Source organism: Streptomyces sp. NPDC002701 (genome assembly GCF_042889045.1).
Classification (GTDB): domain Bacteria; phylum Actinomycetota; class Actinomycetes; order Streptomycetales; family Streptomycetaceae; genus Streptomyces.
Genome location: NZ_JBIAQL010000036.1, coordinates 1 through 26986, shown reverse-complemented (window position 1 = coordinate 26986; position 26986 = coordinate 1). Strand labels below are relative to the sequence as shown.

At 67.9% G+C, this 26986-nt stretch carries 27 protein-coding genes and 3 pseudogenes; 9 read left to right on the top strand and 21 right to left on the bottom strand.

What is annotated here, in order from left to right; all coding sequences use genetic code 11:
• Nucleotides 1-35: 35 nt before the first annotated feature.
• The 5 genes from ACFYXC_RS39415 to ACFYXC_RS39395 all read right to left on the bottom strand — a co-directional run bounded on the left by ACFYXC_RS39415 (nucleotide 36) and on the right by ACFYXC_RS39395 (nucleotide 2947).
• Nucleotides 36-641: a class I SAM-dependent methyltransferase gene (locus ACFYXC_RS39415; protein ID WP_389557652.1), complete on the bottom strand. Its 606-nt coding sequence runs from the start codon at nucleotides 639-641 to the stop codon at nucleotides 36-38.
• A gap of 381 nt (nucleotides 642-1022) precedes the next feature.
• Complete coding sequence (locus ACFYXC_RS39410; RefSeq protein ID WP_389557650.1) at nucleotides 1023-1628, bottom strand: lytic polysaccharide monooxygenase; 606 nt, start codon at nucleotides 1626-1628, stop codon at nucleotides 1023-1025.
• Between the two features lie 305 nt (nucleotides 1629-1933).
• Nucleotides 1934-2410 (bottom strand): transposase family protein, encoded by a 477-nt coding sequence (locus ACFYXC_RS39405; RefSeq protein WP_389557648.1) that lies wholly within the window; start codon nucleotides 2408-2410, stop codon nucleotides 1934-1936.
• 34 nt (nucleotides 2411-2444) lie between these two features.
• Nucleotides 2445-2696, bottom strand: coding sequence for a type II toxin-antitoxin system RelE/ParE family toxin (locus tag ACFYXC_RS39400; protein ID WP_389557646.1), 252 nt, complete (start codon nucleotides 2694-2696; stop codon nucleotides 2445-2447).
• Nucleotides 2693-2947 carry a type II toxin-antitoxin system Phd/YefM family antitoxin gene (locus tag ACFYXC_RS39395; RefSeq protein ID WP_389557645.1) on the bottom strand — a complete coding sequence of 85 codons (255 nt, stop codon included), beginning with the start codon at nucleotides 2945-2947 and terminating at the stop codon, nucleotides 2693-2695. The genes ACFYXC_RS39400 and ACFYXC_RS39395 overlap by 4 nt, the downstream gene beginning before the upstream one ends.
• 1075 nt (nucleotides 2948-4022) lie before the next feature.
• On the opposite strand from ACFYXC_RS39395, the gene ACFYXC_RS39390 reads away from it, so the two are divergent.
• The 3 genes from ACFYXC_RS39390 (at nucleotide 4023) to ACFYXC_RS39380 (ending at nucleotide 8813) form a co-directional block, all read left to right on the top strand.
• Nucleotides 4023-6752, top strand: a complete 2730-nt coding sequence (locus ACFYXC_RS39390; protein ID WP_389557643.1) for a DEAD/DEAH box helicase — start codon at nucleotides 4023-4025, stop codon at nucleotides 6750-6752.
• A gap of 299 nt (nucleotides 6753-7051) precedes the next feature.
• Nucleotides 7052-8089 carry an SWIM zinc finger family protein gene (locus ACFYXC_RS39385; protein ID WP_389557641.1) on the top strand — a complete coding sequence of 346 codons (1038 nt, stop codon included), beginning with the start codon at nucleotides 7052-7054 and terminating at the stop codon, nucleotides 8087-8089.
• A gap of 100 nt (nucleotides 8090-8189) precedes the next feature.
• Entirely contained in the window at nucleotides 8190-8813 is a 624-nt protein-coding gene (locus ACFYXC_RS39380; protein ID WP_389557639.1) for a transposase, read from the top strand.
• A gap of 639 nt (nucleotides 8814-9452) precedes the next feature.
• Here the strand turns inward: ACFYXC_RS39380 and ACFYXC_RS39375 are convergent.
• Together ACFYXC_RS39375 and ACFYXC_RS39370 are read right to left on the bottom strand one after the other, a co-directional pair.
• Nucleotides 9453-10283, bottom strand: coding sequence for a transposase (locus tag ACFYXC_RS39375; protein WP_389557676.1), 831 nt, complete (start codon nucleotides 10281-10283; stop codon nucleotides 9453-9455).
• Nucleotides 10284-10316: 33 nt separating this feature from the next.
• Nucleotides 10317-10568 (bottom strand): annotated as a pseudogene (locus ACFYXC_RS39370) (transposase family protein); the annotation flags it as partial.
• Nucleotides 10569-10576: 8 nt separating this feature from the next.
• Here ACFYXC_RS39370 and ACFYXC_RS39365 point away from each other — a divergent pair.
• Nucleotides 10577-10984, top strand: coding sequence for a YidB family protein (locus ACFYXC_RS39365; protein WP_389557638.1), 408 nt, complete (start codon nucleotides 10577-10579; stop codon nucleotides 10982-10984).
• Nucleotides 10985-11135: 151 nt separating this feature from the next.
• On the opposite strand, the gene ACFYXC_RS39360 is transcribed toward ACFYXC_RS39365, so the two are convergent.
• Nucleotides 11136-11795 carry a hypothetical protein gene (locus tag ACFYXC_RS39360; protein WP_389557636.1) on the bottom strand — a complete coding sequence of 220 codons (660 nt, stop codon included), beginning with the start codon at nucleotides 11793-11795 and terminating at the stop codon, nucleotides 11136-11138.
• Between the two features lie 122 nt (nucleotides 11796-11917).
• Between ACFYXC_RS39360 and ACFYXC_RS39355 the strand changes: the two genes are divergently transcribed.
• Nucleotides 11918-12010 (top strand): flagellin, encoded by a 93-nt coding sequence (locus tag ACFYXC_RS39355; protein ID WP_389557674.1) that lies wholly within the window; start codon nucleotides 11918-11920, stop codon nucleotides 12008-12010.
• Between the two features lie 212 nt (nucleotides 12011-12222).
• On the opposite strand, the gene ACFYXC_RS39350 is transcribed toward ACFYXC_RS39355, so the two are convergent.
• On the bottom strand, nucleotides 12223-12663 hold the full coding sequence (locus tag ACFYXC_RS39350) for a ricin-type beta-trefoil lectin domain protein (protein ID WP_389557635.1): 441 nt from the start codon (nucleotides 12661-12663) through the stop codon (nucleotides 12223-12225).
• 132 nt (nucleotides 12664-12795) lie between these two features.
• Here ACFYXC_RS39350 and ACFYXC_RS39345 point away from each other — a divergent pair, with 132 nt between their 5' ends.
• Nucleotides 12796-13356: a helicase associated domain-containing protein gene (locus ACFYXC_RS39345; RefSeq protein ID WP_389557633.1), complete on the top strand. Its 561-nt coding sequence runs from the start codon at nucleotides 12796-12798 to the stop codon at nucleotides 13354-13356.
• A 143-nt stretch (nucleotides 13357-13499) separates the two neighbouring features.
• Here the strand turns inward: ACFYXC_RS39345 and ACFYXC_RS39340 are convergent, their stop codons facing one another.
• Together ACFYXC_RS39340 and ACFYXC_RS39335 are read right to left on the bottom strand one after the other, a co-directional pair.
• Nucleotides 13500-13967 carry an HIT family protein gene (locus ACFYXC_RS39340; protein ID WP_389557631.1) on the bottom strand — a complete coding sequence of 156 codons (468 nt, stop codon included), beginning with the start codon at nucleotides 13965-13967 and terminating at the stop codon, nucleotides 13500-13502.
• 56 nt (nucleotides 13968-14023) lie between these two features.
• Nucleotides 14024-14257, bottom strand: a pseudogene (locus ACFYXC_RS39335) (transposase); the annotation flags it as partial.
• Nucleotides 14258-14682: 425 nt separating this feature from the next.
• Here ACFYXC_RS39335 and ACFYXC_RS39330 point away from each other — a divergent pair.
• Entirely contained in the window at nucleotides 14683-14904 is a 222-nt protein-coding gene (locus tag ACFYXC_RS39330) for a hypothetical protein (RefSeq protein WP_389557629.1), read from the top strand.
• 30 nt (nucleotides 14905-14934) lie between these two features.
• Here the strand turns inward: ACFYXC_RS39330 and ACFYXC_RS39325 are convergent, their stop codons facing one another.
• The 3 genes from ACFYXC_RS39325 to ACFYXC_RS39315 all read right to left on the bottom strand — a co-directional run bounded on the left by ACFYXC_RS39325 (nucleotide 14935) and on the right by ACFYXC_RS39315 (nucleotide 18724).
• On the bottom strand, nucleotides 14935-16002 hold the full coding sequence (locus ACFYXC_RS39325) for a C45 family autoproteolytic acyltransferase/hydolase (RefSeq protein WP_389557627.1): 1068 nt from the start codon (nucleotides 16000-16002) through the stop codon (nucleotides 14935-14937).
• Nucleotides 16003-16301: 299 nt separating this feature from the next.
• Nucleotides 16302-17969: an FAD-binding oxidoreductase gene (locus ACFYXC_RS39320; protein WP_389557625.1), complete on the bottom strand. Its 1668-nt coding sequence runs from the start codon at nucleotides 17967-17969 to the stop codon at nucleotides 16302-16304.
• Between the two features lie 95 nt (nucleotides 17970-18064).
• A complete protein-coding gene (locus ACFYXC_RS39315) occupies nucleotides 18065-18724 on the bottom strand; it encodes an HNH endonuclease family protein (RefSeq protein ID WP_389557623.1) in 660 nt (219 codons plus the stop codon).
• 541 nt (nucleotides 18725-19265) lie between these two features.
• On the opposite strand from ACFYXC_RS39315, the gene ACFYXC_RS39310 reads away from it, so the two are divergent.
• Nucleotides 19266-19640 (top strand): ATP-binding protein, encoded by a 375-nt coding sequence (locus ACFYXC_RS39310; RefSeq protein ID WP_389557621.1) that lies wholly within the window; start codon nucleotides 19266-19268, stop codon nucleotides 19638-19640.
• 58 nt (nucleotides 19641-19698) lie between these two features.
• On the opposite strand, the gene ACFYXC_RS39305 is transcribed toward ACFYXC_RS39310, so the two are convergent.
• The 6 genes from ACFYXC_RS39305 to ACFYXC_RS39280 all read right to left on the bottom strand — a co-directional run bounded on the left by ACFYXC_RS39305 (nucleotide 19699) and on the right by ACFYXC_RS39280 (nucleotide 24990).
• The gene (locus ACFYXC_RS39305; RefSeq protein ID WP_389557619.1) at nucleotides 19699-20322 is read right to left on the bottom strand and encodes a class F sortase; all 624 of its coding nucleotides are present in this window, start codon (nucleotides 20320-20322) and stop codon (nucleotides 19699-19701) included.
• 101 nt (nucleotides 20323-20423) lie between these two features.
• Entirely contained in the window at nucleotides 20424-20813 is a 390-nt protein-coding gene (locus ACFYXC_RS39300) for a sortase-dependent protein (RefSeq protein WP_389557617.1), read from the bottom strand.
• Nucleotides 20814-20936: 123 nt separating this feature from the next.
• Nucleotides 20937-23012, bottom strand: coding sequence for a sensor histidine kinase (locus ACFYXC_RS39295; protein WP_389557615.1), 2076 nt, complete (start codon nucleotides 23010-23012; stop codon nucleotides 20937-20939).
• Nucleotides 22999-23769, bottom strand: coding sequence for a response regulator transcription factor (locus ACFYXC_RS39290; protein ID WP_389557613.1), 771 nt, complete (start codon nucleotides 23767-23769; stop codon nucleotides 22999-23001). The genes ACFYXC_RS39295 and ACFYXC_RS39290 overlap by 14 nt, the downstream gene beginning before the upstream one ends.
• A gap of 329 nt (nucleotides 23770-24098) precedes the next feature.
• Nucleotides 24099-24602: a transposase gene (locus tag ACFYXC_RS39285; protein ID WP_389557673.1), complete on the bottom strand. Its 504-nt coding sequence runs from the start codon at nucleotides 24600-24602 to the stop codon at nucleotides 24099-24101.
• Nucleotides 24559-24990, bottom strand: a complete 432-nt coding sequence (locus ACFYXC_RS39280) for a MarR family winged helix-turn-helix transcriptional regulator (protein ID WP_389557611.1) — start codon at nucleotides 24988-24990, stop codon at nucleotides 24559-24561. Before ACFYXC_RS39280 ends, ACFYXC_RS39285 begins: the two co-directional genes overlap by 44 nt.
• A 120-nt stretch (nucleotides 24991-25110) precedes the next feature.
• Between ACFYXC_RS39280 and ACFYXC_RS39275 the strand changes: the two genes are divergently transcribed.
• Nucleotides 25111-26349: an NADH:flavin oxidoreductase/NADH oxidase family protein gene (locus tag ACFYXC_RS39275; protein ID WP_389557609.1), complete on the top strand. Its 1239-nt coding sequence runs from the start codon at nucleotides 25111-25113 to the stop codon at nucleotides 26347-26349.
• Nucleotides 26350-26396: 47 nt separating this feature from the next.
• On the opposite strand, the pseudogene ACFYXC_RS39270 reads toward ACFYXC_RS39275, so the two are convergent.
• Nucleotides 26397-26840, bottom strand: a pseudogene (locus ACFYXC_RS39270) (transposase); the annotation flags it as partial.
• Nucleotides 26841-26986 lie beyond the last annotated feature (146 nt).

The following is a 26986-nucleotide window of genomic DNA, read 5'->3' as shown; positions in this document are numbered from 1 at the left end:
GGGGCGCGTGGCCCGCAGGCCGAACGCTCACACCGTCACCGGCGGTGGACACTGACGGCGTAGCCGCCGTCGTCGTAGGGGGCGGCATCCCAGGTGGCGAAGCGGTCGACGAGGGTGAGGCCGGCTGCGGCGCAGCAGTCGTCGTACTCCGACAGCGTGATGCTCGGAGGCACGGGCAGATGGGCTTCGTCCAGGCCGAAGCCGGCGACCATCAGACCGCCCGGACGCAAGGCCGCGGTCAGGCGGCTGGCCACCGTGGCCTCAGTGCCGGCGGCGAGCAACGGGAAAATGTTGCCTGCCGCGACCACGAGATCGAAGTCCGCCGCGATGCCGAGCCGAGCCGACTCGAACCCCGTCAGATCGGCCTGGAACCAGGGCAGTTCCGGCGCCTGCTGCCGCGCCACTGCCAGCATCGACGCGTCGAGATCCACCCCGACGCAGTCGTACCCGAGCTCCGCGAGCCGGATCGCGACCCGTCCGGTGCCGCACCCGGCGTCCAGCACCCGCGCTCCGGCAGGCACGAGAGCTGCGCAGAACCGTGCCTCACCGTGCACGTCCTGCCCGCTACGGGCCAGGGCTGCGAACCGTGCGGCGTAGCCCTGTCCGGACATCTCCCCGGTCAACTCTCTCCAACGGCTCACGAACCCAACTATAGGTCCGCCATGCTGCGGGACGGCCTGACACGATGCCGTGGCACGTCGTGACATCCAGCTCCATGGCGAAGACAGCCACCCCGATCCGGGTACGGCGCCCGGTCTTGTCGTAGATGTGCCCGAGGTAGTGGCCGTCGGGGTACTTCCGTGGTGCAGGCATCGGACCTGTGTTCTCCCATCTGCCGAGGCGAGCATGCCTGGCTTCAGGGCTGCTACAAGATCCAGTTCAGCTCAGTCCCAAAGGAGCGCAGGAAGCTCTGTCGGGGCAGGGTGACCAAAATCGGTCCCTGCCCCGACAGAGTTCGGCCGGCCGGGCGGCGGGTTGCCGGCGCTCGGCAGAGACCGGTGCCGTGTGCGGCGCTTTCCGGCTCAGCCGAAGTTCACGTCGCTGCACCACATGTATGCCTGGTCGAGGTGGGAAGCCTGCCAGATCACGAACAGGATGTGGTGTCCGGTGTAGCCGGAGGTCTGGATGGGAAACGTGATGTCCTGCGCCGGGGCGAAGCGGCCGGTCTGCGTGATGAAGTCGAGGTTGCCCCAGCCCAGGGTCTGGGTCTTGGGGTTGAAGCCCTGCTTGCTCACGTAGACCTTGAAGTAGTCGGCACCATGGGACGCCTGGTCGTACAGGTGGACCGAGAAGTTGTTGCCGACAGTGGTGGTCTTCCACTGCCCGGGCTTGTCCAGGCTGGCGTTCCTCGAGAGGTTGTTGCTGCAGAGCGTCCCATCGGGGGTCTGCGCCTGGAACTGGCCGCCGAGGCCGTCGCGGAGCGCACTCATCCAGTTCCACATGGTGTCGGGGTTAGCCTGGAATGCCTGCCAACACATGGGATCTTCGGTCTGCATAGCCGGGTTCGTGTGGTTGCTGCCCCACGTCTTCCAGCACTGGTATGCGCGGGAGGCGGGGTCAACGACGGTGCCATGAGCCTGGGCGGGGGCCGACCAGGTCAGTGCGCCGACAACCACGGCGAACAGCATGACGAGCACCTGGAGCGGCCGACGGAGGGGCCGTGAACGCCCGGTTAACGGACTCTGTTTGCGCATGGGGGGAACTCCTTCCAGTTGCAAAACTGTCATGGGAGCGCTCCCAACCGTACGTCTCCTGGTCGAAATGTCAATGAAACAAACAGAGTTGATGACAGGTGTGGACGGCGAGCAGGGAATCTGCCGTAAGCCGGGGGCCAGAACTATTCCCGGGACCGGAAAGATGAGGACAGGCACCATTGCAGTACCAACGTGCACGACAGGCGGTGAGACGTCGAGAACTTCGGTGGGGCCTGTGCTCACGTTTGCCGCGTCGAGTGGAGGGCCGCGGTCTGCTGGTGGGACAGTAGGCGCGCGACGGCCTGGAGGGTGTCGGCCAGGCGCTCGCGGCGGCCGAAGTGTCGGGCCAGGGCCCTCCAGTTCTTCAGATGGGCGATGCCGTGCTCGATGCTGACACGGCGCGAGGAGTGGGCCGTGCGCCGGCGTTCACACATCTCCCCGTACCGCTGAGGGGCGTTCTTCTTGAACTTACGGTGTGGCGGTGCCACCACCCGGCCTCCGGTCTGAGCCCCCAGACTCTGGTAGTCGGCATCGGCGAGGATCTCGAGCGCGGGCCAGTCGGCCAGGAGCGTGACCAGGCCCAGCTGGCGGTCGTGCGTGATGTCCGCGCAGCTTGCGGGGCGAGCAGGGCTGCACCACAGCACGCGGCGTTGCTTACCCGTGACCGCTGTGGCCTTGACGGCGTTCTGCGCCAGATCGCCTGAGGGCCGGATCACGGTCGGTCCGGCCCTTCACCGCCTGTTGCCGGTGTCAGCCGAGGCGGCCGATGTGGATGACCACGATGGCGACGGTGACCTCGGTGATCTCACACATGACCCGGTAGCGCCCGACGCGCATCCGGCGCAAGTCCATGGAGCCGTACGCGGTGCTGCCCTCGGGCCGGGGCTGGTCGGCGAGCAGGTCGACGGCGTCCATGAGCTGGCGCAGTCCGTCGGCGTCGCCCTCGAGGAACCGGGCGGCCGCGTCGGTGGCGGGCTCGTCCCAGACGATCGAGAAGGTCACCCACGCTCCAAGCCCAGACGGGCACGGACGTCATCGTGGGGCACGGCTACGGCGCCGCCGACCAACTGACGCTCGCGGTACCTGGCCAGAGCCAGCGCGTCCTCCAGGTCTGCCAGCTCCTGGGGGTTGATGAGCACGGCCGCAGGCTGGCCGTGCTCGGTGATCGTGATGCGTTCGCGGGCGTGGGACGTGCGACGGACCAGTGATCCGAACTTCGCCCGGGCCTCGGCGATCGGCAGAATGTCACTCATGCACAGAACCGTACATTTCACGCGCCCGCGTGGCTTCCTTACCGCTCAGAAGACTGGTTCTTGATCGCTGGGAGCAGTACGGAAGGAGTCAGATCATCCGCCCTCGTCTGCGCCAGGGTGGTGGATCACTGATTCCTACCGGTAGTTCGTTAAATGTGGCGGGATTCGCGAAGACAGCTGTACTCCTTGCCCGGCTCGCCCCGTGACCGGTGCGGGCCGCCCAGGCTCTCACAGGGTGAGTCGCAGCCCGGGCAGGTGACCCCGCACACGCGCCACGGCCGCGGTAGGTGCCTCCTCCCACTACGCCGGATCTCACTGCCTGGCAGTGCTGCGCTCAACCAGCCCAGCATCCGCTATTTGAAGGGGCTGGCCGATCATCGCCCTGACAGCGCCTCACTCCCTGTGGCAGGGTCTGCTGCGCTCACGAACAGCGCGTCCGCGGGCTTGGACATTCACGTCTGGCGGGTGCCTGAGGAGGACGCTGTCTCCTCAAGTGCCGCGCAACGCCGATCGAGTGCTGGCCGGTAGGCCGCGCCACGCGACCGAGTGTCCACGATCGCGGAGAGCTTCACTGCAAGGTTTTTATTCCGGTAGCGTTGAGGCAAGCCGGTCGCTGGACTCGCGGCTGGGACAATTGGTAGGAAAACCGGCGGCAGGTGCGGCTGGGGGACATCGGCAAAGGAACCAGACGATGGCCACGGTCTACCGCGTGGTGACCATGAACGACGAAGGCCAGGAGCAGAGCGCTCAGTACTTTGGCATGGACGGTCGGGAGATCGATGATCCCCATCTGTCCAGAGCGCGTATCCCTTCCCCGCAACGGCAGGCTGTGGACCCGCCCGTCGCTCCAAAGCCGGAGCAGGTACCGCCCCTTCCCGGGACCGTGGCGTTCGACCCGGTGTGGTGGGGGGATCTGAGGGGATGCACGGCTGTGTTCCTGCCGGGCGATCCCCCGCGCTCCGGACGGATGGTTTTCCACGCCCGGGGTGGGCCGCTGCCAGCCGGTGCTCCTACCGAAGAGTTCCTGGTGGTCCTGCCGCACGGTCGCGGTGGGCGGCGGCAGACCGTTCCTGCGGTGGTGGGTCCGCTCGCCAACGTTCTGCCGTTGCTGCTCGATGAGCCGCCGGAGCGGCTTACCGCGACAGGTGCCGCATGGCGCCACGCGGCCCTCTACGCGCTGCACATGGCCGGCCGAGGGCTGTTACTGCCCGGGCTGAGTGCCGGTGGGTACGACGCCTGGAGGCTGGGGCCGTTCTCGCACGAGGACGCCGGCTGGGTATGGGCCCTGGCCGAATCCCTTGAGCCTGCCGCGTACGCGACTCCGTTGCAGCAGGCCGGGCGTGGACGTACTCCGCTGCTGCTGCCGCATCCCTACGACCGGCTGCGTCTGTTCCTGGACGCGGTGGCCGACTTGCTGCCGCGCACGCCCGCTGCTGCCGCCGCTGCGGGGCAGGCCGCTTTCGCCAGCCGGGATTCCAGACATCTGCCGGGGCTGTGGGGCTGGGCCGCCAAGGTCGCCGACGGTCGAGACGCCGGTATCCAGCTCTCCCTCCGGCTTGAACTGCCGGACACAGAGGAATTCTTCGACAGTGCCGGCGACGGCACGGGCACGGGCGCCACCGACCGCCTCTCAGCGGCGGTGCGGTGTGTGCCCCAGGTGCGCTCGCTGGCGGATCCCTTGTTACTCGCGGACCTGGCCGCGGTGCGGTGTGGGACCGTGGACGGATTCGGTCCTCGTGACCGTGCGCGGGTCAACGCGACGCTGCGTGCGGCCGCCGATGCCTGGCCCGCACTCGCCAAACTGCTGGAACCGGCCGGGCCGGACACACTGGACGTGGACGACGATGCTTTTCTCGCCCTGCTGGACGACGGCATCGGCGCCCTGGCGCGGGTGGGCGTGGCGGTGCACCTGCCCAAGGACCTGGTCCGGGACCTCGTCGTCCAGGCAGTTCTCGAGCCCGCGAGCGCTTTGCCGGACGAAGAACCGGAGGGATCGGGCTTTTTCACACCTGACTCGCTGCTCTCCTTCCGCTGGGAGCTGGCGGTGGGCGACCGCGCTCTCACCCCTGCGGAGCTAGACCGGCTCGCACAGGCTGGGCGCTCGCTGGTGCGGCTGCGGGACCAGTGGGTCGTCGTCGACGAGGCGCTGGTGCGCAAGGCCCGGGGCCGACCACGCGAACTGGGCGCCCTGGAGGCGCTGACGGCCGTTCTCACGGGCGAGGTGGCGGGCGACGACGGATCCGTCACCCCGGTGCGACCGAACGGATGGCTTGCCTCTCTCCACGACCGGCTGACCGCACCGGAGCACGTTACGGATGCCGAGCTGCTGCCTCCTGCTGGGCTGGGGGCCACCTTGCGCGGATACCAGCTGCGCGGCCTGGCCTGGCTGGACCGGCTCACCCGTCTGGGCCTGGGTGCTTGCCTCGCGGACGACATGGGGCTCGGCAAGACGATCACCGCCATCGCCCTCCACCTGCGCCGGCAGGAGGATCCGAGGACGGCCTGCGGCCCCACCCTGGTGGTGTGTCCCGCCTCGCTGCTCGGCAACTGGGGGCGGGAGATCGACAGGTTCGCGCCCGGTACGCCCTGGCGCCGTCATCACGGACCCGCACGTGACCTCGGTGACGTCCGGCCCGGGGAGATCGTCCTCACCACCTATGGCACACTCCGCCGTGACCTGTCCGACCTCTGCGAGGCCGGCCCGTGGGGAATCGTCGTCGCCGACGAGGCGCAGCACGCCAAGAATCCTGGTTCGGTCACCGCCAAGGCTCTGCGCGGCCTCCCCGCCCAGGCCCGGGTAGCGCTCTCCGGCACACCGGTGGAGAACAACCTCACCGAGCTCTGGTCGCTCCTGGACTGGGTTACGCCCGGTCTGCTCGGCCCGCTCACCTCCTTCCGGGACCGCTACGGCCGGGCCGCTGAACGTGCAGCACGCGGCAGCGAGGCCGAGGCTGACGCGGCGGCCGCCAGACGGCTCGGCCGCCTCATCCGCCCTTTCGTGCTGCGCCGCCGCAAGTGCGACCCAGGCATCGCCCCCGAGCTCCCGCCCAAGACCGAGACCGACCACCCGGTCCGGCTGACCCGGGAGCAGACCGTGCTGTACGAGGCGCAGGTACGGGAGTCGATGGACGAGATCCGCGACGCACGGGGCATCACCCGGCACGCCCTGGTCCTTAAACTCCTCACTGCCCTCAAACAGATCTGCAACCATCCCGGCCACTACTTGAAGGAGGACACGGCGGCCCGCCTCACCGGGCGCAGCGGCAAACTCGAGCTCCTCGATGAATTGATCAACGTCCTTCTGGCCGAGAACGCGTCCGCTCTGGTCTTCACCCAGTACACGCGGATGGCGCGGATGCTAGAGGCGCATCTGACCCGGCGCGGTGTGCGGACGCGCCTGCTGCACGGCGGGACCCCGGTGCACCGACGCGAGGAGATGGTCGGCGCCTTTCAAAAGGGTGAGGTTCCGGTGTTCCTGCTTTCTCTCAAAGCAGCCGGCACCGGCCTCAACCTCACCCGGGCATCCCATGTCATCCACTATGACCGCTGGTGGAATCCCGCCGTCGAAGACCAAGCCACCGACCGCGCCTACCGTATCGGCCAGACCCAGCCGGTCCAGGTCCACCGGCTGATCACCGAAGGCACCGTCGAGGAGCGCATTGCACAGCTCATCTCCTCCAAGCGCGACCTAGCGCACTCGATCCTCGGCGCGCACCAGGGAGAGGCCGCGATCAGTGACCTGACCGACAACGAACTAGCCGACCTGGTCGCCCTGCACACCACCGCCGACCGGAGCAGCGGATGAGCCGCAACGGCACAGGCAAGCGCCCCGTCGAGCTGCTCCTTCCGAAGCCGCCGCCCCTACCGGGACAGCGAAAGCCGACGGAGGGGCCGTGGAGCATTCTGTGGATCGCAGCCCTGGAAAGTCCCCACAGAGGGGACTCCGGGCACACGGCCAGGCTCGACCGTGCTCGCACCTATGCTCGGCGTGGAGCTGTCGGAGACATCACCGTACGCGCGGGCGAACTGTCCGCCCACGTCACCGGTAGTGGCCGCCTCCCGTACCGGGTCACACTCCGCGTTCCCGAACTGCTCCCGGCGCAGATGGACCGGCTGCTCGAGGTATGGACGGACGACGTCGACGCCGCCGCCGAACTGTGTGGCGGGGAACTCGGCGAGGCAACCGCGCGCGTCAGCTTCGCCGAAGACATCCCCCTGGTACCCAGGCCCGGTCTCACCGACTACGAGTGCACCTGCCCCGACTGGGGCTTGCCCTGCAAACACGCGGCAGCGGTCTCCTACCAGTACGCCCGGGCCATCGATGCCCGCCCCGACGCCCTCCTGCTCCTGCGCGGCCACCACTTCGACTTCGTGTGTGAGGAAGCAGCGCTCCGGTGCGCCGAACGCGAGGCCGCCGCTGCCGAACAGACCGCCGAAGAAACGGAACCGACCAGGGCGGGTACGGCTCGCGGAGTCCCGGCCGGCAAGGCGTTCGCGCGAGCCAGGCAGAAAAGGGGTCTGCCTCCCCTGCCGGAACTCCCCGCCCCGCAGACCGGGCCCGTCAGCGTCGGGCCGTTCCCGGATCCGGGACATAAGGACAGCCTTGTGGCCCCTGACCGGCTGCGCACGCTGGCCGACGACGCCGCCCATCGTGCCGCCGACGCCTACAGCCACGCGGTCACCACCGAAGGCGCCCCCGCGGCCCGGCTCTGGCTCGACACCGACCCCTGGCTGGACACCGTCCGGCGCGCGGCACGAGCGGACGCCGAGCCTCACGTCGTCGGCCGCCTGCTGAACAGTTCAGACCAGGCGCGTGCACGGCTCGCGCGAGCGAGCGCGGCGTGGAAGCACGGGGACCAACCCGCACTGGCCGTCCTCGACGGAGGCCAGGTGCCCCCTCGTGCCGCGGAGACCGCAGCACGCGAACAACTCCTTACTCGGCCGCTTCCCGGCCTGCCAGGCCCTCCCCTGCTACGCCGCACCGGCGGCCGCCTCCAATTGATCGGTCACAACATCGAGTTGCGATACGGACCGGACAATCGCTGGTACCCATTCCGCAAGCAGTCCGGCCAGTGGTGGCCGGCCGGCCCGCCCTCCCAGGACGCCCGGGAGGCTGTGCTGCCAATCCTGCCGGAGACATGACTGGCTAACGGTGGTTCGTTGACGGCGGGTTGGGGGGTAGCAGGCCAGACAACGGGTGCTTTGCTCACTATTCGGGGGCTGTGATGGCCAAGCGTGTGCCGTGTCCGCCCGCTCCGGGCCCGCTCCGGGCCCGCTCCGGGCCCGCTCCGGGCCCGCTCCGGGCCCGCTGGAAGCCTATGCCGCGTGTTTCGATGACCTCTTCTCCACGCTGGCACAGCGCCGAGGGTTCCGCGAGTATCTCGCCGGGCTGCTGCTGCCGCGGGACCGCAACAAGACGCTGACCTGCCTGGCCGGGACGGAGCCTGTGGTCGGTGCCCAGCATGCGGCGGTGCAGCGGCTGCAGTTCTTCCTGTCCGAGTCGACATGGGACCTGGAGAAGGTGAACGCCCGGCGTGTGGACCTGCTGCTGGCGGATCCGGCCACGACCCCGCACGCGGGTGGGGTGCTGGTGATCGACGATTGCGGAGACCGCAAGGACGGCAATGCCACCGCCCACGTGGGCAAGCAGTACCTGGGCTCGGTCGGGAAGATCGACCGCGGCATCGTCACGGTGACCACCTGCTGGCGGATGAGCGCGTCTACTACCCTCGGCACGCCGTGCTGTACACCCCACCCGCCACTTCCCGAAAGGGAAGAAGGAGACCGGCTTTCGCACGAAACTGCAGAGCGGATGGCTGGCTGGACTAAGTCCTTGCATGCCCATCCGGTCATGCAAGTAGCTTGATCTTCTGGCCGCCGCAGCAGGAGCTTTTGGCTCATGAGGTAGTCGACCAGGCTCTGGCGTACCGGCCGAGCTCTTTGTGAGGTGGCGGATCAACTTCGAAGCCGGATGAGCAGAACTATGGTACTGGTGGCGGTGTTGAGAAAGACGTAGCTGCGCTTGTCGTAGCGAGTAACCACGGTCCGAGGCTGCCTCAGCCTGCTGATCGCTCGTTCGACGGTGCTGGCTTCTTGTATCGCTTTTCGTCGCAGGGCGACTGCATCACCGGTGAAGACACGGGCTCCTGCGAGGGCTGGAGCACGAATGTGTGCTGCGGGTCACCAGCGGTGTCGGCGGCTCGGCGGGTCCGTCCGCCCGGCGTCCCCGCGGTCGGCTCGCGCCGGCTGCCCGGACTGAAGTTTCCCCGTGATCTCGGACACGTGATCGTTATGCGAGGGCGTGCTGGTGCCGCTGCCTGGTCTCGGCTGGGGTGAGATAGCCGAAGGTCTTGTGCCTGCGCAGTCGGCGGCAGTTGTAGAAGGTCTCGATGAAGGAGAAGACCTCCGTGCGGGCGGTGGTCCGGTCGGGCCAGGTACGGGTGCCGATCTCCTCCTTGAGCAGGGCCAGAAGCTCTCCGCGGCAGCGTTGATGCCCCTATAGATGTCAAGTGGTGTCTCGGGCTGGTTCCGTGGGGTGTGCCGCGGTGTTTGCGGGGGCGATGTGCCGGTAGATCTCTCGTGCGACGTACCGTTTGAGACAGCAGATGATCTCGCGTTTGGTCTTGCCCTCCGCGAGGCGTCGCCGCAGGTAGTCCTGGGAAGGGCCTGCCCAGCGCAGGCGGCTGAGGACGATGCGGTAGAGGGCTGCGTTGGCCTGGCGGTCGCCGCCGCGGTTGAGTCTGCGGCGCTGGGTCTTGCCGGAGGATGCCTCGACCGGGCTGGTGCCACACAGGGCGGCGAAGGACGCCTCGCTGTCGAGGCGTTCGGGGTTGTCACCGGCCGAGATGAGCAGGGCTGCCGCGGTGTCCGGGCCGACGCCGTGGACGTCGAGCAGGCCCGGAGTTCTCGCTCGGATCGCTTCTGTTATCCGCTTGTTGAGGTCGTTGATCTCCTCGGTCAGGTGCTGGATGCGGCGGGCCAGCAGTCTCAAGGTGTGCCGCGCGGCGTCTGCCGGCCCGGAGACTTCCGACTGTGTGAGGAGAGCGCACTGCTGGAACAGCTTCGGGTTGCTCAGCCCTGCCAGGGACTCGCGGAGTTCAGCATCGGCGCAGACCAGGACGCTCTTGAGCTGGTTGATGGCCTGGGTTCTGAATTTGATCGCGGATCCCTTCGCGAGCTTGAACAGCCGCAGCATCTCCACCGGGCCGTCGCTCGTCTTCGCTGCGGCGGTGGCGCGACCAGACAACACGGCGCGGGCAGCGGCTTCGGCATCGATGGCGTCGGTCTTGCCGTGGCGCCGTCGGGCGACCTTGTCGGGCTGGTTGACCTCGGTCACCCCGATGCCCTCAACCCGCAGGTGCCGCGGCGGGTCGGGAGGGAAGCCGAGCAGGGCCAGGACGCGCTGCGGTGCGTCGGCAACCCACTCGCCGATCGCTGTGACCGAGGCGGCGCCGGCCAGAACGGCGGCGGACGCAGCGGCGAGCAGGGCCGTCCATGGGTGACGGATGCCACGACGTGCCCGTGGGTCAGGCACCGTGGCTAGATGTGTCCGCAGGCAGACGGCTGTCTCCAGCGGGGCTGGGCCGGAGGCGTCCCCCAGTTGCCGGAGACATGAGGGCATGCGGGAAGATGGGTGCGCAGGCATGGATTCGCTCGGTGCTCATACGGACTCGACACCCACATGATCACCAGCGGCCATGCCTGTTCTGCGTCCAGGGTGGCTGCCGGCAGAAGTCGACAAGCCGTCACATCCAGCACTCAGCAGGCGAACCGCCCACCTCGGCACTTCTCAAAGACCCTGAGGGCGCCAACGAGCCCATCAGTGGCGAGGAGATCGCCGCCCAGATCGCACCGGATGAGCTGAGCGCCCTGGCCGAACAGGCCGGCCTGAGTGAAGCGGAGGTCGCGGCCAATCTCGCCGAGGAGATCCCGCCGCTGGTTGATGCCCTCCCCGCCAAAGCGGCCCAGGAGGCCATCTCCCCAGCGCAACCTGTGCGCGTGCGGCAGGGTCGGTCCGGCCACTCGCTCGCAACCTGACGAGGAGCCGCACAGGCGCCACGACGCGAGGGCGCGCGAAGGTAGCACGCGCAGCGACGGGCCCGGCGGGGGGTGGGGGGTGACCCCCGGTAGCGCGGAAGCCGCACCGCCATGTCTTAGCGGCCAGGATCGCGCCACGGTTTAAAGGTCGTCAACGGACGAACGTGAGCGGGAAGAGGCGTTCCGCTATTGCCTGAAGGACGCTCCCCGCGAACGTCCGTGCTCGTGTGCCGGGCGGTTCCGTCACCTCCGTGACGTCGACCAGCGGGAAATCGGTACACCGTGTTGCCGCTCTGCCGCCGTCGACCAACACCGTGATCGTCACGACCTGACCCTTCCGCAGCAGGGTCGGCTTAAGCTCGATACCGCCGACTGTGGGTGCGGTGGGCATTGAGCCGATATCAACGTATGTGTCGATCAGTTGGCCCAAGGTGGCGGCCGGACGCGATTCGTACTCCAAGATTACAAGCACTGGAGCGCCGAACGAGAACCGTAGCGGCGCACCCTCGTGGAACATGGCGGCTGTGATGTCGCGCCTGCCTAGGTTCATGATCACCAGATCGATGATGCGCGGCTTCTCAAGGCGTGTATGACCGAGTTGAACCGTCAGTGGGCCAGTCTGGCCGGCGTACCTCGACTCCGCGAACAGAGGAGTGTTGGACTGCTCCCACCAGCCGAGCTCCTGCTTTGGATTATTGGATCGGAGAGTGGCCCAAGCCCCGATCCAGCCGACAAGCAGGGAGACGACTGCTGCGATGACGATCGTCCAGACGTCGATGTTGTGCCACCACTGCCCCGCAAGTATCTCCACATCTCAACGCTACCGGACCCTTGCAGCGCGTAATCCCGTCAGGATAGGTCCAGCTTTGGCATGATCGGCAGCGAACCGGCGAGGGCTTGGTGGACGTGGCCGGCTTCCACCTCTACGCCAGGATGGGCGGCGACGAAGCGCTCCAGCAGGCGAGTACATCCGTCCTCGCGCAGGCAAACCAGCTTCCGAGCGCCGTTCTGAAGCTTCTCCAGTAGGCCAGAACCGTCGGGCGCGGGAGCCACAGTCGGGGGCGCCCGCGTCGGCTCACCCGTAAGCCCGCCTCGGCGGGTGGTGCCAACAAACGCCACCATTCGGTGACAACGAGATGGGTGAACGTGACACTTCCCGCCGGGAGCCTAACGCTGGCACAGGGTCGGCGTGACAACGGGTCCGGGAGCAGACCAATGGGAGGCGCTTTACAGGGGAGTCAGGTGGTTTGCCACTCCCACTGCTGGGAGGGGCCGCCTGAGCACGGGACAAGTTTGACGAGGTGCCTGGCGTCCGCCCCTTCGCCGAGACAGGTCTCGGTCACGTGGTTGATCAGCTGGTAACCGGCGGTCGTGGGGGCCAGGGCCCACAGGGCTGCCGGGTCGCTGGACAGGCACGGTTTCATCGTGGCCGCACCGTTACGGGCCACCAGGCAGAGCCGGTCGCCCGCATTCTGCCGCATGGCAGAGAGCTGGAAGGCTGCGTTGTTGACCAGCCAGGTCTGATAACCGCCGCCGTTGCAGTCGGTCGCGTAGGGCCCGTAGTCGGCCCGGTAGTCCAGGCAGCGGCCCGTAGCGTTGTTCTTGAAGTGCACGTAGGCCGAGGCCGCGTTCGCCGTGGTCGTACTCAGGCCCCCCGCCAGCACAGCCGCCGTACTCACCGCGATAACCCTCTTCAGCAACGCCGTCTCCCTCGACCTCGTCCGGTGCTCCCCCTGGTACTGAACAGTAAAGCGCCTGCACCGGCCGCCGGATAGGCCATCGGCTACGCGCCCGGCCGTCTCAAGAGCGTCATGCAGCAGCAGCGCGAACGCCAGCCCGACCTACTGCTCCGCCGCGTCAAAGGCCGGGCCCCGCCGTACGACCTGGCCGCCCTTCGCGCTGAAGCCCGCACCGGGCCGGCGCGGACGACGACCGCCTCATCACCTGCCCACGCGAAGGCCGGCACCGCCCTCCCGGCCGCGGCGGGCGAGCTGGTCGTCCAGGGCGAGGACCTCGGAACCTGGATCACCGCGCAACGGGCGGGGTGGGACCGGCTGAAGCCCGCACAGCAGTACCTGCTGGAGACCCTCAGCATCGAACCGCCCGAAAAGGGCGAGATGGTGGTGCCGGTACGGCGGTCGCAGGATGAGCGGTGGGCGGTCAACCTTGCTGCCGCCCGCCAGTTCCACGCCCGCGAAGGGCACCTGCGCCCCGCCCGCAAGCAAATCGAACTGATCAACGTGACCGGTGGCAGGGAAGGCATGCAGGAGGCCGTGAAGCTCGGAGCGTTCATCGACAACAGCCGGCGCAGGGCCGCCACGCTCAGCCCGCAACGCCGGGCAGCGCTCGATGACCTCGGCATGCGCTGGTAGGCGTTGGTACAGCGGACAGCAGTGTTCCCGGCAGCCTGTCGGACTGCCGGGAACACTGGGGGCCGTCTGATTGCCAACCGTTGCCCGAAACCGTCGACAAACGTTGCCCGCTTCGAGGTTCTGGCACACATTCCGTGATCTGGTTACTGAGTGTTCGGGTGCCGATGAAGTTGAGCTCGAAGAGAGTGGGCTATTTGGTCTGCCTGGTCAGCCGTTACTCGCTCCTGCTCGGGTCGCCGAAGCAGCTCGAAGACGCCCGGCCCACGGTGTTCTGGTTGCAGGTTTGCCATGCGCGGAACGATGTGGAAGTGCACGTGCGCGAAGCCTTCGGCTTCGGCGAACTGGACAATGTAGGTCTTGGCGCAGCCAGTCATGCTCCGGAGAGCCTGGGATAGCTTGACCTGCCACACCCCTAGGGCAGATGCCTCAGCGCTGGTGAGTTCGTGAACCGCGGCAACGTGGCGCCGAGGCAGCAGCACCAGCCAGCCCGGCACTGCGGTGTTGAAGGCGTGGGCCACCCGCCAGTGCTGGTCATGAACCACGCACTCGCGTGGTGAAAGGTCGTCGAACTCTGCTTCCTTGCCGCATGCGTAGCAGTCGGGAGTCGTCATGAACTGAGATCGTAGGACTGTCGCACTGCGAAACGCCTGTCGGCCTCAGCCACCAGTCACGCCAGGAGAACTCTTTTCCGAAGGAGCTGGAAGCCGGCACGGCCGAACATTTGGCGCTTCAGCATCTTGATCCGGTTGACGTGGCCCTCGACCACACCTGAGCTCCAGGGCAGGGTCAGAACGGCAGTGACGGCGTCGCGGCCGCGGTCGATGCCTGCGGCGAGAAACGGCAGACCGCGCGTGCGCAGGTCGTCCGCGAACTCCTTCCACTGCGCCATCGTCCGCTCCGTCTCCGGCACGCAGATATCGGTGTTCTCGACGTAGTGGCGGTGGATGGCAGCCACAGCCACCAGATCCTCATCAATCACGGGACGCACGCAAACCTGGCTATCACTCACAAACACCATCATCACTTCCACAGCACCCTCACCAGCCCCACCCCACCGCACCTCACCCCCCTTTTTTTCTCGTGGAGCGCCGAGGACGGGGCCTGCTCTGCGGTACGGCAGCAGGGCGAGGGTTTGAGTGCGGAGCAGGCCGCGGACAAGGTCGCGGAAGCCGGGTGGCGGGAGCAGGAGACTCAGCGGCGTCTGGGCGTCGCTGTGCCGGGGACAGGAAGTCGCCGGTGCCGCCCGCCGCAGCCGAAGGCGCTGCAGCCCATGGTGAGACAGGCCAGGCTGAGGACTGTGACGCTGCGGACTCCAATCCGGCTGCGGTGAGTTTCTCGATCAGCCAGCGTTGGCCGCCCGGTAGGCGCAGAGCCGAAGGGGCTGCCGACGCCGCTGGCCTCTATGCGCCCGCCGACTGGTACAACGGCCTCGACGACATCAACGCGACCATCATCGCCGCTGGTTCATTCCACGAGAACGACAGCAGATGTTCACCACATCGGGAGGCATCGCTGTCGGGCGGCTGTTCGATTCACGAGGACGGGTAGCACCACGCACTGACGGAAGAGCGAGCGCTGTCAGGAGTCGACAGGCACACCGTGGGCGAAATCGGTAAGGGCGCAAGTGGCGGTCTGTCCGGTGTTACTGCGGATGGTGATCCTGTCGTTACTCATGTCGGCGATGACGGTGCAAAGGGTCATCAATGGGTCCGGGCCTGCGGCGACTCGGTATACACCGTGGGGCAGGGGCGCTGAGGTCAGGGCTTGGAGGAACCAGGTGCTCGACGGCTCGGTCGGCCCCGGCGTGAGGCTGGACATCACCCGGCCGCGAGCGACACTTTCGGCGTACCGGTCCCGGAGTTCGTCGGCTTGCGGGCCGGCAGGAGGCAGGTCGGGTGGCCGCGGGATGTGGCGTAGGTGGTTGGTATGCCAGTGCAGCGGATCGTCCGGGGTGGCTTCGATGACCGAGACTTGCCCGGCCACGGCTTCCACCACTGCCGCTCGGCCACTGGCGCGCTCTGCAATGGTGTAGGTGAACCCTCCGGCACTGGGGTGCGTCTGCAGATATGCCACGGCCTCATCCAACGTGGTGGCCTGCTGCAGGGCGCGGGCGACGAAATGACGGCCCGCGCCCCCTGGATACGGATGGACAGCGGGAATGTGGTTGATTCCCCAGGCCAAGCCCCGGCCGGTGGCGACGAACGCATTGACCGGCAGAGTTCCCGGGTACCACAGGGCGGTGACAGCAGCCTCGCCCTCAACCAGCAAGGTCAGCAGCATCAGACGGCCGTCCAGAAGGGGATCTCCGTCCTCGTTGTGCGCTACAACAGTCGTCGCACGCCGCCACGCAAGATCGCTGCATCCCATCCTGGCTGCGGTACCCAGGTCACCGCGCAGACTGGTCAGCAGGAGATCTTCGACCGGGACGCCCGCACCGTCGGCAAGCGCCGCCAGTTCGGCGAGCTGGGTGCCGTAATAGAGCTCGGTGGCCGCCATCACCGCTCTGAAGTACGCCGTGCCCTCCACCGTGGCCGCCCACCGGCGCATGACGTCGAGGTCCGGCGCGGACTCGGTCAGCGCGGCCTGGATATCCGTACGTGCCCACTGCCCCAAGGACCGGAACACCTCATGGCGTGCACCCTCCACCACGAGCCATCGCAGCCCGGCCCATCGCCCCTGGCGTACCACTGTCGCCCCCTCCCCTGACCGGACGCATCCCTGCACCGCTGCGGTCACTGCCCCGTTGCATCGCGGAATCACCGTGCCGCGACATCACGCTGTCCAACCCATCTCACTGACACGCTGTCCCCGGGGCCGCTCCCATCCATGGGCCGGTCACGGGTACACGTTGAGCTCCTCTTGGATTTCGAGGACGTAGTCGTTCATGTTCAGCACCTCGTGCGGGCGACTGTTCCGGAAGTGATCGATGGTCACCACCGCCCGGTTCAAGACCTCGATGTTGTGGTCGCCGGCCTGGGCGGTTGGACGGACTGTCCGTGACGGAAGACGTTGCGGGGATCCCACTGCTTCTTGGTCCTCTGCAGGCGGGCGTAGTTGTTCTTGTAGTAGAGCTGATGCCAGGGCTGGCCGGAGGTGTTGAATGCCTCGTCGTTGAGGTCGATGTCGGGGTAGTTGACGTAAGCGCCATCGGTGTTCGAGGTCAGAGATGCGGGCAGCACCGGATCAGCGACCGCAGGCACGCCGCCGGTGGAGCGGTAGACGTCCTGGTAGAAGTTCCTGATCCACTTCAGGTGGGGAGCGGCGATCGTCGGGTCCTTCTCGGCATCCCGGTAGTCGAAGACGCCGTTCTCGTCCGCGTCGGTGTCCCAGGTCCAGTACGCCTGGTACTGGAGCTTGAGGACGGAGGAGCGCTGTGGCACCGCCGTCGCGTCCGGGGCCACGTCGTTGACCGCTCCTCCGTAGGAGTCGACCTGGAGCAGGGCGTCGGGATTGCTGTAGTGCTTGTCGGTGAGGTGGCGGTGGATGGCGTCGATCTGGCCCTCGGTGAACGCTGCCGTGTGGTAGGCCGATTTGTACTTGCCGCAGCGGTTGGGGCCGGAGTCGTTCAGGCTCTGGGTAGCGGTCAGCCACGGAAGCCGCGTCGGGGTGAACAACTCTGCCTGCGGACCGTGTTCACCCATCTGCTGGTCCAGGGCCGTCTCAGCGATGTACGGCCCTACCTCGGAGACGAACCCCTCGGTGATGTAGTCCAGGAATGCCTGCAGACGCGCGGGTGCGTGCTCCTCGGTGCCGTCCATCTGGACGATCAGGCCGACCTTCCCGGCGCTCATATGGGTGAGCTTGAGGAGGGTGAACATGTCCCGGTAGTCGTGGTGGTGGATGAAGGCCGGTCCGGTGCCGGCCCGTTCGTGGGCGAAGAACTCTCCATAGCGGCGCACGAGGGATTTGAAGAGATCGGGCCGCTCGAGGAAGTCCTTCCACTCCCAGGCGATCGACCTCAGCAGCACCTGGGCCGGCGGTTCGGGCAGGTCACGGAACCAGTACCGGGTGATCACGCCGAAGTTGCCGCCGCCTCCCCCGGTGTGCGCCCACCACAGATCGCGCAGCGCGGGCTCTGCGGAGTCCTTGCGGGCCACCGTGACCTTCGGGGTCTTGCCGTCAGCGGTGGTGACCACCTCGACGGCGTACAGGTAGTCCACCGTCAGGCCGGACATCCGCGAGAGCAGACCGTATCCGCCGCCCGAGATGTGGCCGCCGCTGCCCACCGAGTAGCAGGAGCCTCCGGGCAGGGCCCGGCCGCTCAGCCGGTAGAGCTGGCTGGTGCTGTTCCAGTTGGTCGCCCCCGCCTCGACGCAGTACGCGTCCATCGACGTGTCGAAGTACACCCGGTTCATCTGGCTGACGTCGATGATCACCCCGACATCCGCAGCGGACACGAAGTTCTCGTAGCAGTGCCCGCCGGAACGCACCGTGATCCGGCGCGCCTTGCTGGCCGGGTCGGCCAGGAACTTGCTGAGCGATGCGGTCACATCGTCCGTGGACGTGGCGACCACGACGTAGTCGGGCCGGGCGACCCAACGCTGGTTGAAACCGCGGCGCAGCGCGTCGTAGCGGCCGTCGTCCGGGCAGACTTCGATCGGTTGTGCCGGCATGAAACCTCCAAGGGGATGTGAGGAGTGGGGCGCTATCGCCTGCGACGACGCCATGCGCGGGAGTCGGCCCCCGTCTGGCGGGTCGTGCAGGTCCCTTATGTGGCTGACTCGTACGTCACGGTCTGGTCCGGGCAACCCGCCGCCACCTCGCGCAGGGCCGCCACCTCGGCTTCATCGGCCGTAAGGCTCCAGCGGAGCTTGGTCGCGACCCACTCGGCGACGTACCGGCAGCGCACGCCGACGGCAGGCGGCAGCCACTGGTCGGGGTCCTGGTCCGCCTTGGACCTGTTTGAGCGGGCGGTGACGGCGACCAGGCTGGCGGCCACGCCCTGGTCGTTGGCGTACGCCTCACGGCGCTGCGCCGTCCACGCGGACGCACCGCTGTCCCAGCTCTCGGCCAGGGGCACCATGTGGTCGATGTCCAGGCCGGAGGCTGACGTCACCCACACCTGGTCGTAGTACGACCACCAGCGGCCACCCGTCAGACGGCAGTTGGGGCCGACCGCAGGGGCTTCGACAGCCTCGGTGATCAAGACCTCGGCACGCGTGTTGCAGCCGTCGGAGGGCTTGACGCCGGCGTTCCAGTGGCGGAAGGCATCCCGGTCGTAGCCGTCCCGGGACTCCGACCCCAGAGGCAGGCCGGCGACGGCTTCGGGCACGGGAAGCGTCTCGACCGCGTGGACGGGCTCCGAGACGGTGAGGGGCAGGACAGTAAGGGAGGCGGCGGCCAGGCCGCGCAGCACGGCTTTGAGCATGAACTGTTGATAACGGCCCGCGGAGGGGCGCTATCACCTTTTTGCCCAGTGCGCCGCCCGTGTGGGTGCAATGGTCATACCGTACCAGGTACGGAGCATCCCCCCTGCTGGCCCGCCCCTGATCTTTCAGGGACGAGCCACAAGGCACATGCTCAGGACGGGACGGTCAGGCCGACCCTCGCTGTGGCAGAGGTTGTCGCCGCAGCGCGCCGTTCAAAGGCGGTGAAGCTTGGGGCATGGCTCGACAACACCCGCCACCGGATCGGGAAGCTGGATGCGCAGCGGCGAGCCCAGCTGGCCGGTCTCGGTCTGCCGTGGGCGGCGCAGGAGGGGAGTGCGTGATGTTGAACCGTCATGCGCTTCTGCCCCCAGGCGGACTCAGGTGCCGAACGAGTGAGCCGGTCGTTACCAAGACCATGAAGATGATCTCACGTACCTTCGCGGTGGCCGCTGCGACCGGGCGCAGTGGCGCGGGAGCGTGATGGTGTCGCGGGGGTATGCGGGGTGGACACATGATGGCTTGGGCGGTGAGGCGGACGGTGTGGATCTGGCCGGGCAGGACGAGGGACAGCACTCGCTCATAGAGCCGGCGCTGTCGGCTTCCGCCGTCTTCGAGAGCAGCGCGGACATTTCTGCCGCCCGGGCCATGGCCCGCAGCTTTCTGGAATCAGTACAGGCTGTGCACGGGTTGCCGGTGTCGCCGCGGGCCATGGGCATGGTGCAGCTGGTGGTGAGCGAGCTGGTGACCAACGCCCGCAAATACGCGCCCGGCCCCTGTTTGCTCACTCTGTCCGTCGTCGCGGGATCCGTCGAGGTGATGGTGTGGGACAGCAGCACCGCCCTGCCCACGGTCCAGCCACCGAACCCCACCCCGTACCGACCATTCGGCGGCGCGCTCCCTGGAACCGGCCGCTGACGATCGAGCTGCGGACGTTACTCGTGACGACAGGGCGAAACGGACACGCCTACGGCCCTCAGCTCGCTGTCGCGTACACGATGAGGTTGTCGACAGGGTGCCCCTGCGCGTCGAAGTCGCCGTCGCACGTGATGAGCCGTAGAGCACGTTCCTGGGTCGGCCCGTAGACCTTCTCCGTCGGGAAGGCGTTCTTGGCGACGCTCTCCGTGGCCGTGACGGTGAAGTAGAGGGCTTTTCCCGTATTGTCGGTGACGGTGATGTCCGCACCCTCCTTGATCTTCTTCAGGTCGTGGAAGACGGCCTCGCCGAAGCGGGTGTCGTTGTGACCGATAATGACGGCCGCGCCGATCTCACCGGGCACCGCACCGCCCGTGTACCAGCCCGCGGTCATCCCCTCCTCAGCCGGCGGGACCTGGACCGTCCGGTCCGTGTTGAGGCCCAGTTCCATCAGCGAACTGGTGATCCCCACGGAGGGAACGGCCACCTCGGCAGGGGCCGCCGGAGCGTCGGCCGCAGGCCGCTCGGACTTCGGAGCGCCCGACGCGGCGGTGGGGGCGGTTGGGGCGACCCGGACCGTCGGGTCGGGGCCGGACGAACAGCCGGTGAGCAGGGTGACGAGGGTTAACAGGGTGAGAGTCGCGAGGCGGGCCCGGGACAGGGCCGGACGGTGTGCAGGGGGCAACTCGGGCTCCAGAACAGGCTGCGAGGGTTCGCCGGAACGCACAGGGCGCCGCCTGGTGAAGGGCGGCGCCACCGTTTCGTACGAGAGGTCGTGCTGCCGGGTCAGCCTTCGCCGCGGGCGGTGGTGCGGCGGCGCAGTACGTAGGCGCCGGCGCCCGCGAGGAGCAGCGCGCCGGTGGCCGAACCGATGAGCGTGCCGGTGGTGTCGTCCTGGGCGGGGGCCTCGCCCGCGGCGACACCGCCACGCGGGTAGTCCTTGCCTCCGGCCTCCTGGGCTTCGGCCTTCCGGGCCTCGGCCTCCTTGAGCGTCCTGGCGTCCTCGGCCTTCTTCTTCGCCAGGGCCTCCTTGTCGGCCGAGGTCGAGTCGGTCGCACCCGGCGTCGGAGTCGGATCGGTGGCGAAGGCCGCGGTGGCCGGGACGAGTAGCGCGCTGGCCGCGACGCCGGTCAGGACAGCGATACGCAGCGGGCGCAGGGTGAGACGGCGGGACATGTGAGGGCTCCAGTTCCAGCCCGGCTTGGTCGTTCCTGGTTGCCGATCCGCACCAGGTTCCGGGCATGGCTTCACTCTGACGGCCACTTGTGAGGAAACTGTCAGAGCGCTGTCGTCATCCCGTCAGGGTCGACCGGGGCCCTCCGGCTTTCGTGACTCGGCTGTCGGCAGCCGCAGGGTGAAGGTGGCCCCCTCCCCCTCCGTGCTCGCCACGTCCACCGTGCCGCCGTGGGCCTCGGCGAGCTTGAGGACGATCGCCAGGCCGAGACCGCTGCCGCCGGTGCTGCGATTGCGGGACTTCTCCGCCCGCCAGAAACGGTCGAAAACGTACGGGAGGTCGCCCGCCGGAATGCCACTGCCGGTGTCGGACACCTCCACGGCGAGCTCGTCCCCCGGGTCGGTGACGTACCGGCGCAGGGTCACCGTGCCGCCGGCCGGGGTGTGGCGCACCGCGTTGGAGAGCAGGTTGCTGACGGTCTGCCGCAGCCGTACGGGGTCGGCGTCGAGGAGCGGTGGGTGAGGGGTGCCCGGCGGCGGTATCAGGACCGTGAGGGTGACGCCCGCCGTCTCGGCCAGCCCTTGGTGCGCGGCGGCGACCTGGCCGAGCAGCTCGTCGATCCGTACCGGCTTCCGGTGCAGCCGCAGGGCGCCCGCGTCGGCCGCGCCCAGGTCCTGGAGGTCGTTGATGAGGTGCTGGAGTTGCACCGCCTCCTCCAGCAGCGAGGAGACGAACGCGGGGTCCGGCACGGCCAGCCCGTCGTGGGCCGCCTCCAGCCAGCCCCGGATGTTGCTCAGCGGCGTTCGCAGCTCATGGGCGACATCGCTGACCATCACCCTACGCTGCTCCTCCAGGCGGGCCCGGTGCGCGGCCATGTCGTTGAAGGCCGCCGTCAGCCGTCCGATCTCATTGTCGGAGACGACGGGCACGGGCGCCGGCGTCGCGTCCAGGCCCTCCCGCATGCGCTGGGCGGCGCCGGTGAGCGCGTGCAACGGGCGTACGAGCCTGGCTCCGGCGAGCACCGAGGCGCCGACGGTGAGGGCGAGGACCAGGGCGGTGACACCCGCGATGCGTGCGGTGTTGGCGCGGGAGAGGTCGAAGCCAGGCACGCCGGCGGCACCGGGGCCGTCGATGAACAGGAGTGCGGGCTCGGCGACATAGCCCGTGAGCTGTTCCCGGCGGGCACTTTCGACACAGTTGGCTACGGCCCGGTCGTACGCGCTGTCGCGGATCTCGGCGGGGGCGTAGTCGAGTGCGCCGCCGGAAACCGCTTCGCGTTCGGCCGTCGCGGCGTCCTCCGCCTGCTTGGCGGCCAGGGCCTTCGCTTCCCGATCGCTGAGGCCGTCCTCGGCGCCGGAGACTGCGTCGCCCCGCCCGTATACGTAACTCCGGTCCCAGGACAGGTCCAGGTTCAGTTTCACGGCGGTGCGACCCTGTCGTTTCAGACAGGCGTCGGCCAGGTGGTTGAGGGCGCTCAGGGCCTTCCGCTCGGTCGCGGTGGGACCGACCGGGTAGGACGCAAAGCACTTGGCCTCCATGTCACGGTCGGTGACGCTGTCGGTCCCCCCCTCGGTCTCGTCGCTCACGAACTGGACGCTGGGCCGTCCGCCCGGGCTCTCGACGACGTCGGCGGCGATGCCCATCTGGCTGAGGCACTCCACCCTCCCGGCGGCGGCCTTCCGCAGTGCGTCGTGTTCCTTCGCGGGCAGCCGGAAGGGCCCCACGGCCCGTGGATCGACGCGGTCGGCGCCGGCCTTGGCCGCGTCGGGCACCAGCACGGTGTCGACGGAGCGTGGATCCACGACCGCCGAGGCATGCTGAGCGAGCAGATCGTCGGACGAACCGCCGCCCGCTGAGCGCGAGTTGGCCGAGTCCACTAACGGGCGTCGGCCCGGCGTGGTGAGCACGATCCGGCGCCCGGACTCCAGGGCCAGATCTCGCACGGTGGTGTCGACGCCGTCCCAGTCGGGGTGGGTGGCCGCGTAGCCGAGGAGGGTGTTGTAGATCTTCGTGTCGGACTTGAGGTTCTGCCCCTGCTCCTGGCGGATCGCGACGGAGGTCGTCTGCACGGCCAGCCAGGCGGTCGCGGCGACCGAGCACGAGGCCACCAGCGCCGTCACGGTCAACAGCCGCCCCGCCAGACTCTTGCGCAGCGGCAGCCGGGCGGCCCCCGCCGCACCTCCCTTGTCAGGACGACGCATGGCGCACGTTCTTCGCGGGGTCCGTGAGTTTGTAGCCGACGCCGAAGACGGTGATGAGGCGGGCCGGCCGTCGTGGGGTGCGCTCGATCTTCTTGCGCAGGTTCATGACGTGCACGTCGACAGTCCGGCCGCTGATGTACTTGTCGAAGCCGTGCAGCTCCTCCAAGAGCCGTGCCCTGGTGAAGACCCGGCCGGGCTCGGCCGCCATCGCCGCGAGGAGACGGAACTCACCGGGCGTGCACTCCACGGGCGTCCCGGCGACCGACACCTCGTGCCGCGCGGGATCGACTCTGAGCACGCCGACCGTCAACACCTCATCGTCCGGAGCCGCTTCGGGCTCCGAGGCGGGAGCGGGGGCGAGTACGGTCGCCGGAGCCGGGTCGGGGCCGCGCCGGTTGCGGCGAAGCAAAGTCCTTACCCGTGCGGTGAGTTCACGCGGACTGAACGGCTTGGTCATGTAGTCGTCGGCGCCGAGGTCGAGGCCGAGCAGCAGATCGTCCTCGGTGCTGCGGGCCGTCAGCATCAGCACCGGCACCTCCCGGCGTTCGGCGCGCAGGATCCGTACGACGTCGAGACCGTCGGCCCCGGGCATCATCACGTCGAGGACGACCAGGTCGGGTTCCTGGTGCCGGACCGTCTCGAGAGCCGTCCGGCCGTCCTCGACGACCGTGACAGCGTGACCCTCGTGCTCCAGGTAGCGGCGCACCAGCTCCGCCTGCTTCGCGTCGTCTTCGGCGACCACAATGTTTGCGCACACGCCGCAGATCGTAGCGACCGCCGGCGCCGGGAGATCGGAAATGTCCTTACCGTGACGGCGGTTCGGTGGTGGAGAGGCGAGGGTGCAGGGCTGCCGTCGAGTGTCCCGTGAGGTCGAGGAGCAGCTCAGCGAAGAGGGCGCCGCCCCACCCGAACCAGGAGCGGGTGAAGGTCGCAGGGTGGCCAGGGGCGGGCCTTGACCTCGGATTTTGAACACGTCTATGCGGCTTGGGTCAGGGTGGTTGCAGTTGCTTGGAAGTCGTTCTCGTAGGCAATCGGGGACAGTTGACCGAGGCGGGAGTGTCTGCAGCGGGTGTTGTATCGGGTCAGTCAGCGGAAGGGCCTCAAGCCGCGCCTCGTGCTCGTTCCGCCAATCTTTACGGCCCTTGAGCGTTTCCCTCTTGAAGGCGGCGTTGAAGTTTTCCGCGGCGGCGTTGTCCGCACTGGACCCGATCTCGCCCATGATCTGACGGCCCCCTGCTGAACTGCAGGTTTCAGCGAAGGCTCTGCTCGTATATTGGGCGGATTCAACCGGTCGCTGTGATGGATGAGGCCGGGGTCTTTCTTGATCCTCCGCCTCCACAGCGCCATCTCCAGGGCGTCCAGCGGCAGTTCTGTTCGCATGTGGTTCGCGATCTGCCAGCCGACGATCATCCGCGAGTACACGTCCAGGACGAACGCCACATACACCCAGCCGGACCAGGTGCGGACATATGTCATGTCCGCCACCCATAGCTGGTCCGGCTGGCTTGCGGCGGCGGATCTTGCGCATTCTGCAACCCGCCAGAGCTCACGCCGGGCCTGCGGCCGGTTCGAGGACCTTCCGCAGGAGATTTACCAGGTTGAGTAGGTCGTCGGTATGCAGTCGGGCGAAGGGGCTCAAGGCCAGCATTGCCTCGATCACTGCGGACCGTACCCGCCGGCCGTCCGCAGTCAGCGCTACCACGCGTGACCGGCGGTCGGCGGGGTCGGCGGAACGTTCGACGAGTCCCCGACCCGTGAGCTGATTCACGACAAAGCTGAGGTTGGGTGCGTTGCAGTACAACCGCCCGGCCAATTCCTTCATCGAGGGCGGCGCCTCTGCCGGATCAATGGCCCAGAGCGCCTGAGCGGTCGCGTGTGTCAGACCGTGTTCGGCCAGGACGGCCTGGATCCGGTCGCTGGTCTGCATGAAGATCTCGTGGTTCGCCACCACCGCTGCCTCAAGCGCGCTTCGCGTCATGCCCTCATACTAGCCTTTTTGCTTCGAGTCTCGAAGTATTATGTTTATTCGAGTCTCGAAGTATTCATTGCTCGCGCCGTACCCGGCCCGACGCCACTGGGGCGCTCCAGAGTCGCTGACATGGGAGAAGAGATGACCGCGCTGAACGAGCCGCTGCACCTGGGTAGCGGCACTCCGCTGCCCAACCGGATCGCGAAGGCCGCGATGGAAGAGTTGCTCGCCGCACCGGGGCAACTGCCAAGCGACGAACTCCTCACGCTCTACCGGCGTTGGGCTGCGGGTGGCGCCGGGCTCCTGATTACTGGACACGTCATGATCGACCGCAGAGCAGTGGCCCAGCCCGGCGACGTCGTCCTGGAACAGGACACGCCGCTGGAGCCGTTCCGGCGCTGGGCGCAGGCCGGCAAATCGGCAGGCGGACAGATCTGGATGCAGATCAACCACCCCGGACGTGTCATCCCCAAAGATCTGGCCGACACCACCTGGGCTCCCTCCGCGGTGCCGGTCGACGCCGGCGGCTTCTCCAGCATGTACCCGACACCCCAGCCGATGACCGTCCAGAAGATCGATGAGACGGTGGAGCGCTTCGCCGTGACCGCGCAGCGGGCTCAGCAGGCCGGCTTCGACGGGGTCGAGATCCACGCCGCCCACGGCTACCTCCTCTCCCAGTTCCTCTCTCCCCGGGTGAACCGGCGCGACGACCGCTGGGGCGGCAGCCTGCACAACCGCGCCCGCCTCCTGCTCGATGTCGTGAGCGCGGTCCGCGAGCGCGTCGGGTCGGGCTTCGCGGTAGGGGTGAAACTGAACTCGGCGGACTTCCAGCGCGGCGGATTCGACACCGACGACGCGCGTGACGTGATCAAGATGCTCGCCGATGTGAGGGCTGATCTGGTGGAGCTGTCCGGCGGCAGCATCGAGAGCCTGGCCACAGCAGGCTCTCCCGCGGACGGCCGCACTCTTGCCCGCGAGGCGTACTTCCTTGAACTCGCCGAGCAGCTCGTCGCCACCTCCCCGCTGCCCCTGCTGCTGACCGGAGGAATTCGACGCCGCGCGGTCGCCCAACAGGTGATCGACTCCGGAGTCGCCATGGCAGGTATAGCCACGGCGCTGGCAATCGACCCCACTCTGCCTGGGCAGTGGCTTGACGGCAGCGATGCACAGGCCCGCCCGCCCCACACCCGACTCCGGAACAAAATGTTGGCAGCAGCAGCCGTCCAGGCTGTCGCGTGGCGGAACCTCGCCCGTCTCGGAGCGGGCAAGTCATCGAAGACGCCCTACTCCCCAGCCGTCGCCCTCCTCCTCGAACGGCTCGCCCGCACCCGCCGTCGACGCAGCTATCTGAAATGGCACACAGCGTGAGACTTGGCAGGAAGGCAGCACCACGTGCTGATGTTCTCTCCGGCACATCATGGTCGGAGCCAGAGCCGCAGGGCTGCGACGGTTACGGTGCCGTGGAAGACACACGCCCTCTTGTCGTACCTCATGGCCACGGCCCAGGAGTTCTCGAGGCCGTTGATCGTTCGCTCGACTTCGTTCCTCCTCTTGTAGATCGACTTGTCGAAGCCAGTGGGCCGACCGCCCTTGTTGCCGCGCCGTTGACGGTTGACCCGCCGGCTTTTCGGCTCTGGGATGGTGTGCTTGATCTGGCGTCTGCGCAGGTAACGGCGGTTACGGCGGGAGGAGTACGCCCTGTCGCCGAGGTGGTCGAGGCGGGCGCGAGGCCGACCACCATCGACTCGGCCCACCCGGATCCGTTCCATGACGGGGACGAACTGCGGGGCATCTCCCCACTGGCCCGGCGTGATCAGGAACGCGAGTGGCCGTCGCCCGCCATCCCCGGCGAGGTGGATCTAGGCGGTGTCGTCAAAGTGTCGCGCCCACATCAGCAGCGAGGCGAGAGCGACGGCTGCCTGGTAGGTCTCGACGGTCTTCTCGTAGCGGGTGGCGATGCCGCGCCACTGCTTCAACCGGTTGAAGCACCGCTCCACGACGTTGC

What these genes read in the sequence shown, in the direction of transcription:
- ACFYXC_RS39345 (WP_389557633.1), top strand. Translation starts at nt 12,796, where the DNA reads ATGCAGCAGCAGCGCGAACGCCAGCCCGACCTACTGCTCCGCCGCGTC.
- ACFYXC_RS39300 (WP_389557617.1), bottom strand. Translation starts at nt 20,813, where the DNA reads ATGTCCCGCCGTCTCACCCTGCGCCCGCTGCGTATCGCTGTCCTGACC.
- ACFYXC_RS39355 (WP_389557674.1), top strand. Translation starts at nt 11,918, where the DNA reads ATGGGCGGCGACGAAGCGCTCCAGCAGGCGAGTACATCCGTCCTCGCG.
- ACFYXC_RS39315 (WP_389557623.1), bottom strand. Translation starts at nt 18,724, where the DNA reads ATGCTCAAAGCCGTGCTGCGCGGCCTGGCCGCCGCCTCCCTTACTGTC.
- ACFYXC_RS39295 (WP_389557615.1), bottom strand. Translation starts at nt 23,012, where the DNA reads ATGCGTCGTCCTGACAAGGGAGGTGCGGCGGGGGCCGCCCGGCTGCCG.
- ACFYXC_RS39395 (WP_389557645.1), bottom strand. Translation starts at nt 2,947, where the DNA reads ATGAGTGACATTCTGCCGATCGCCGAGGCCCGGGCGAAGTTCGGATCA.
- ACFYXC_RS39280 (WP_389557611.1), bottom strand. Translation starts at nt 24,990, where the DNA reads ATGACGCGAAGCGCGCTTGAGGCAGCGGTGGTGGCGAACCACGAGATC.
- ACFYXC_RS39340 (WP_389557631.1), bottom strand. Translation starts at nt 13,967, where the DNA reads ATGACGACTCCCGACTGCTACGCATGCGGCAAGGAAGCAGAGTTCGAC.
- ACFYXC_RS39385 (WP_389557641.1), top strand. Translation starts at nt 7,052, where the DNA reads ATGGACCGGCTGCTCGAGGTATGGACGGACGACGTCGACGCCGCCGCC.
- ACFYXC_RS39365 (WP_389557638.1), top strand. Translation starts at nt 10,577, where the DNA reads ATGGGTGCGCAGGCATGGATTCGCTCGGTGCTCATACGGACTCGACAC.
- ACFYXC_RS39410 (WP_389557650.1), bottom strand. Translation starts at nt 1,628, where the DNA reads ATGCTGTTCGCCGTGGTTGTCGGCGCACTGACCTGGTCGGCCCCCGCC.
- ACFYXC_RS39320 (WP_389557625.1), bottom strand. Translation starts at nt 17,969, where the DNA reads ATGCCGGCACAACCGATCGAAGTCTGCCCGGACGACGGCCGCTACGAC.
- ACFYXC_RS39275 (WP_389557609.1), top strand. Translation starts at nt 25,111, where the DNA reads ATGGGAGAAGAGATGACCGCGCTGAACGAGCCGCTGCACCTGGGTAGC.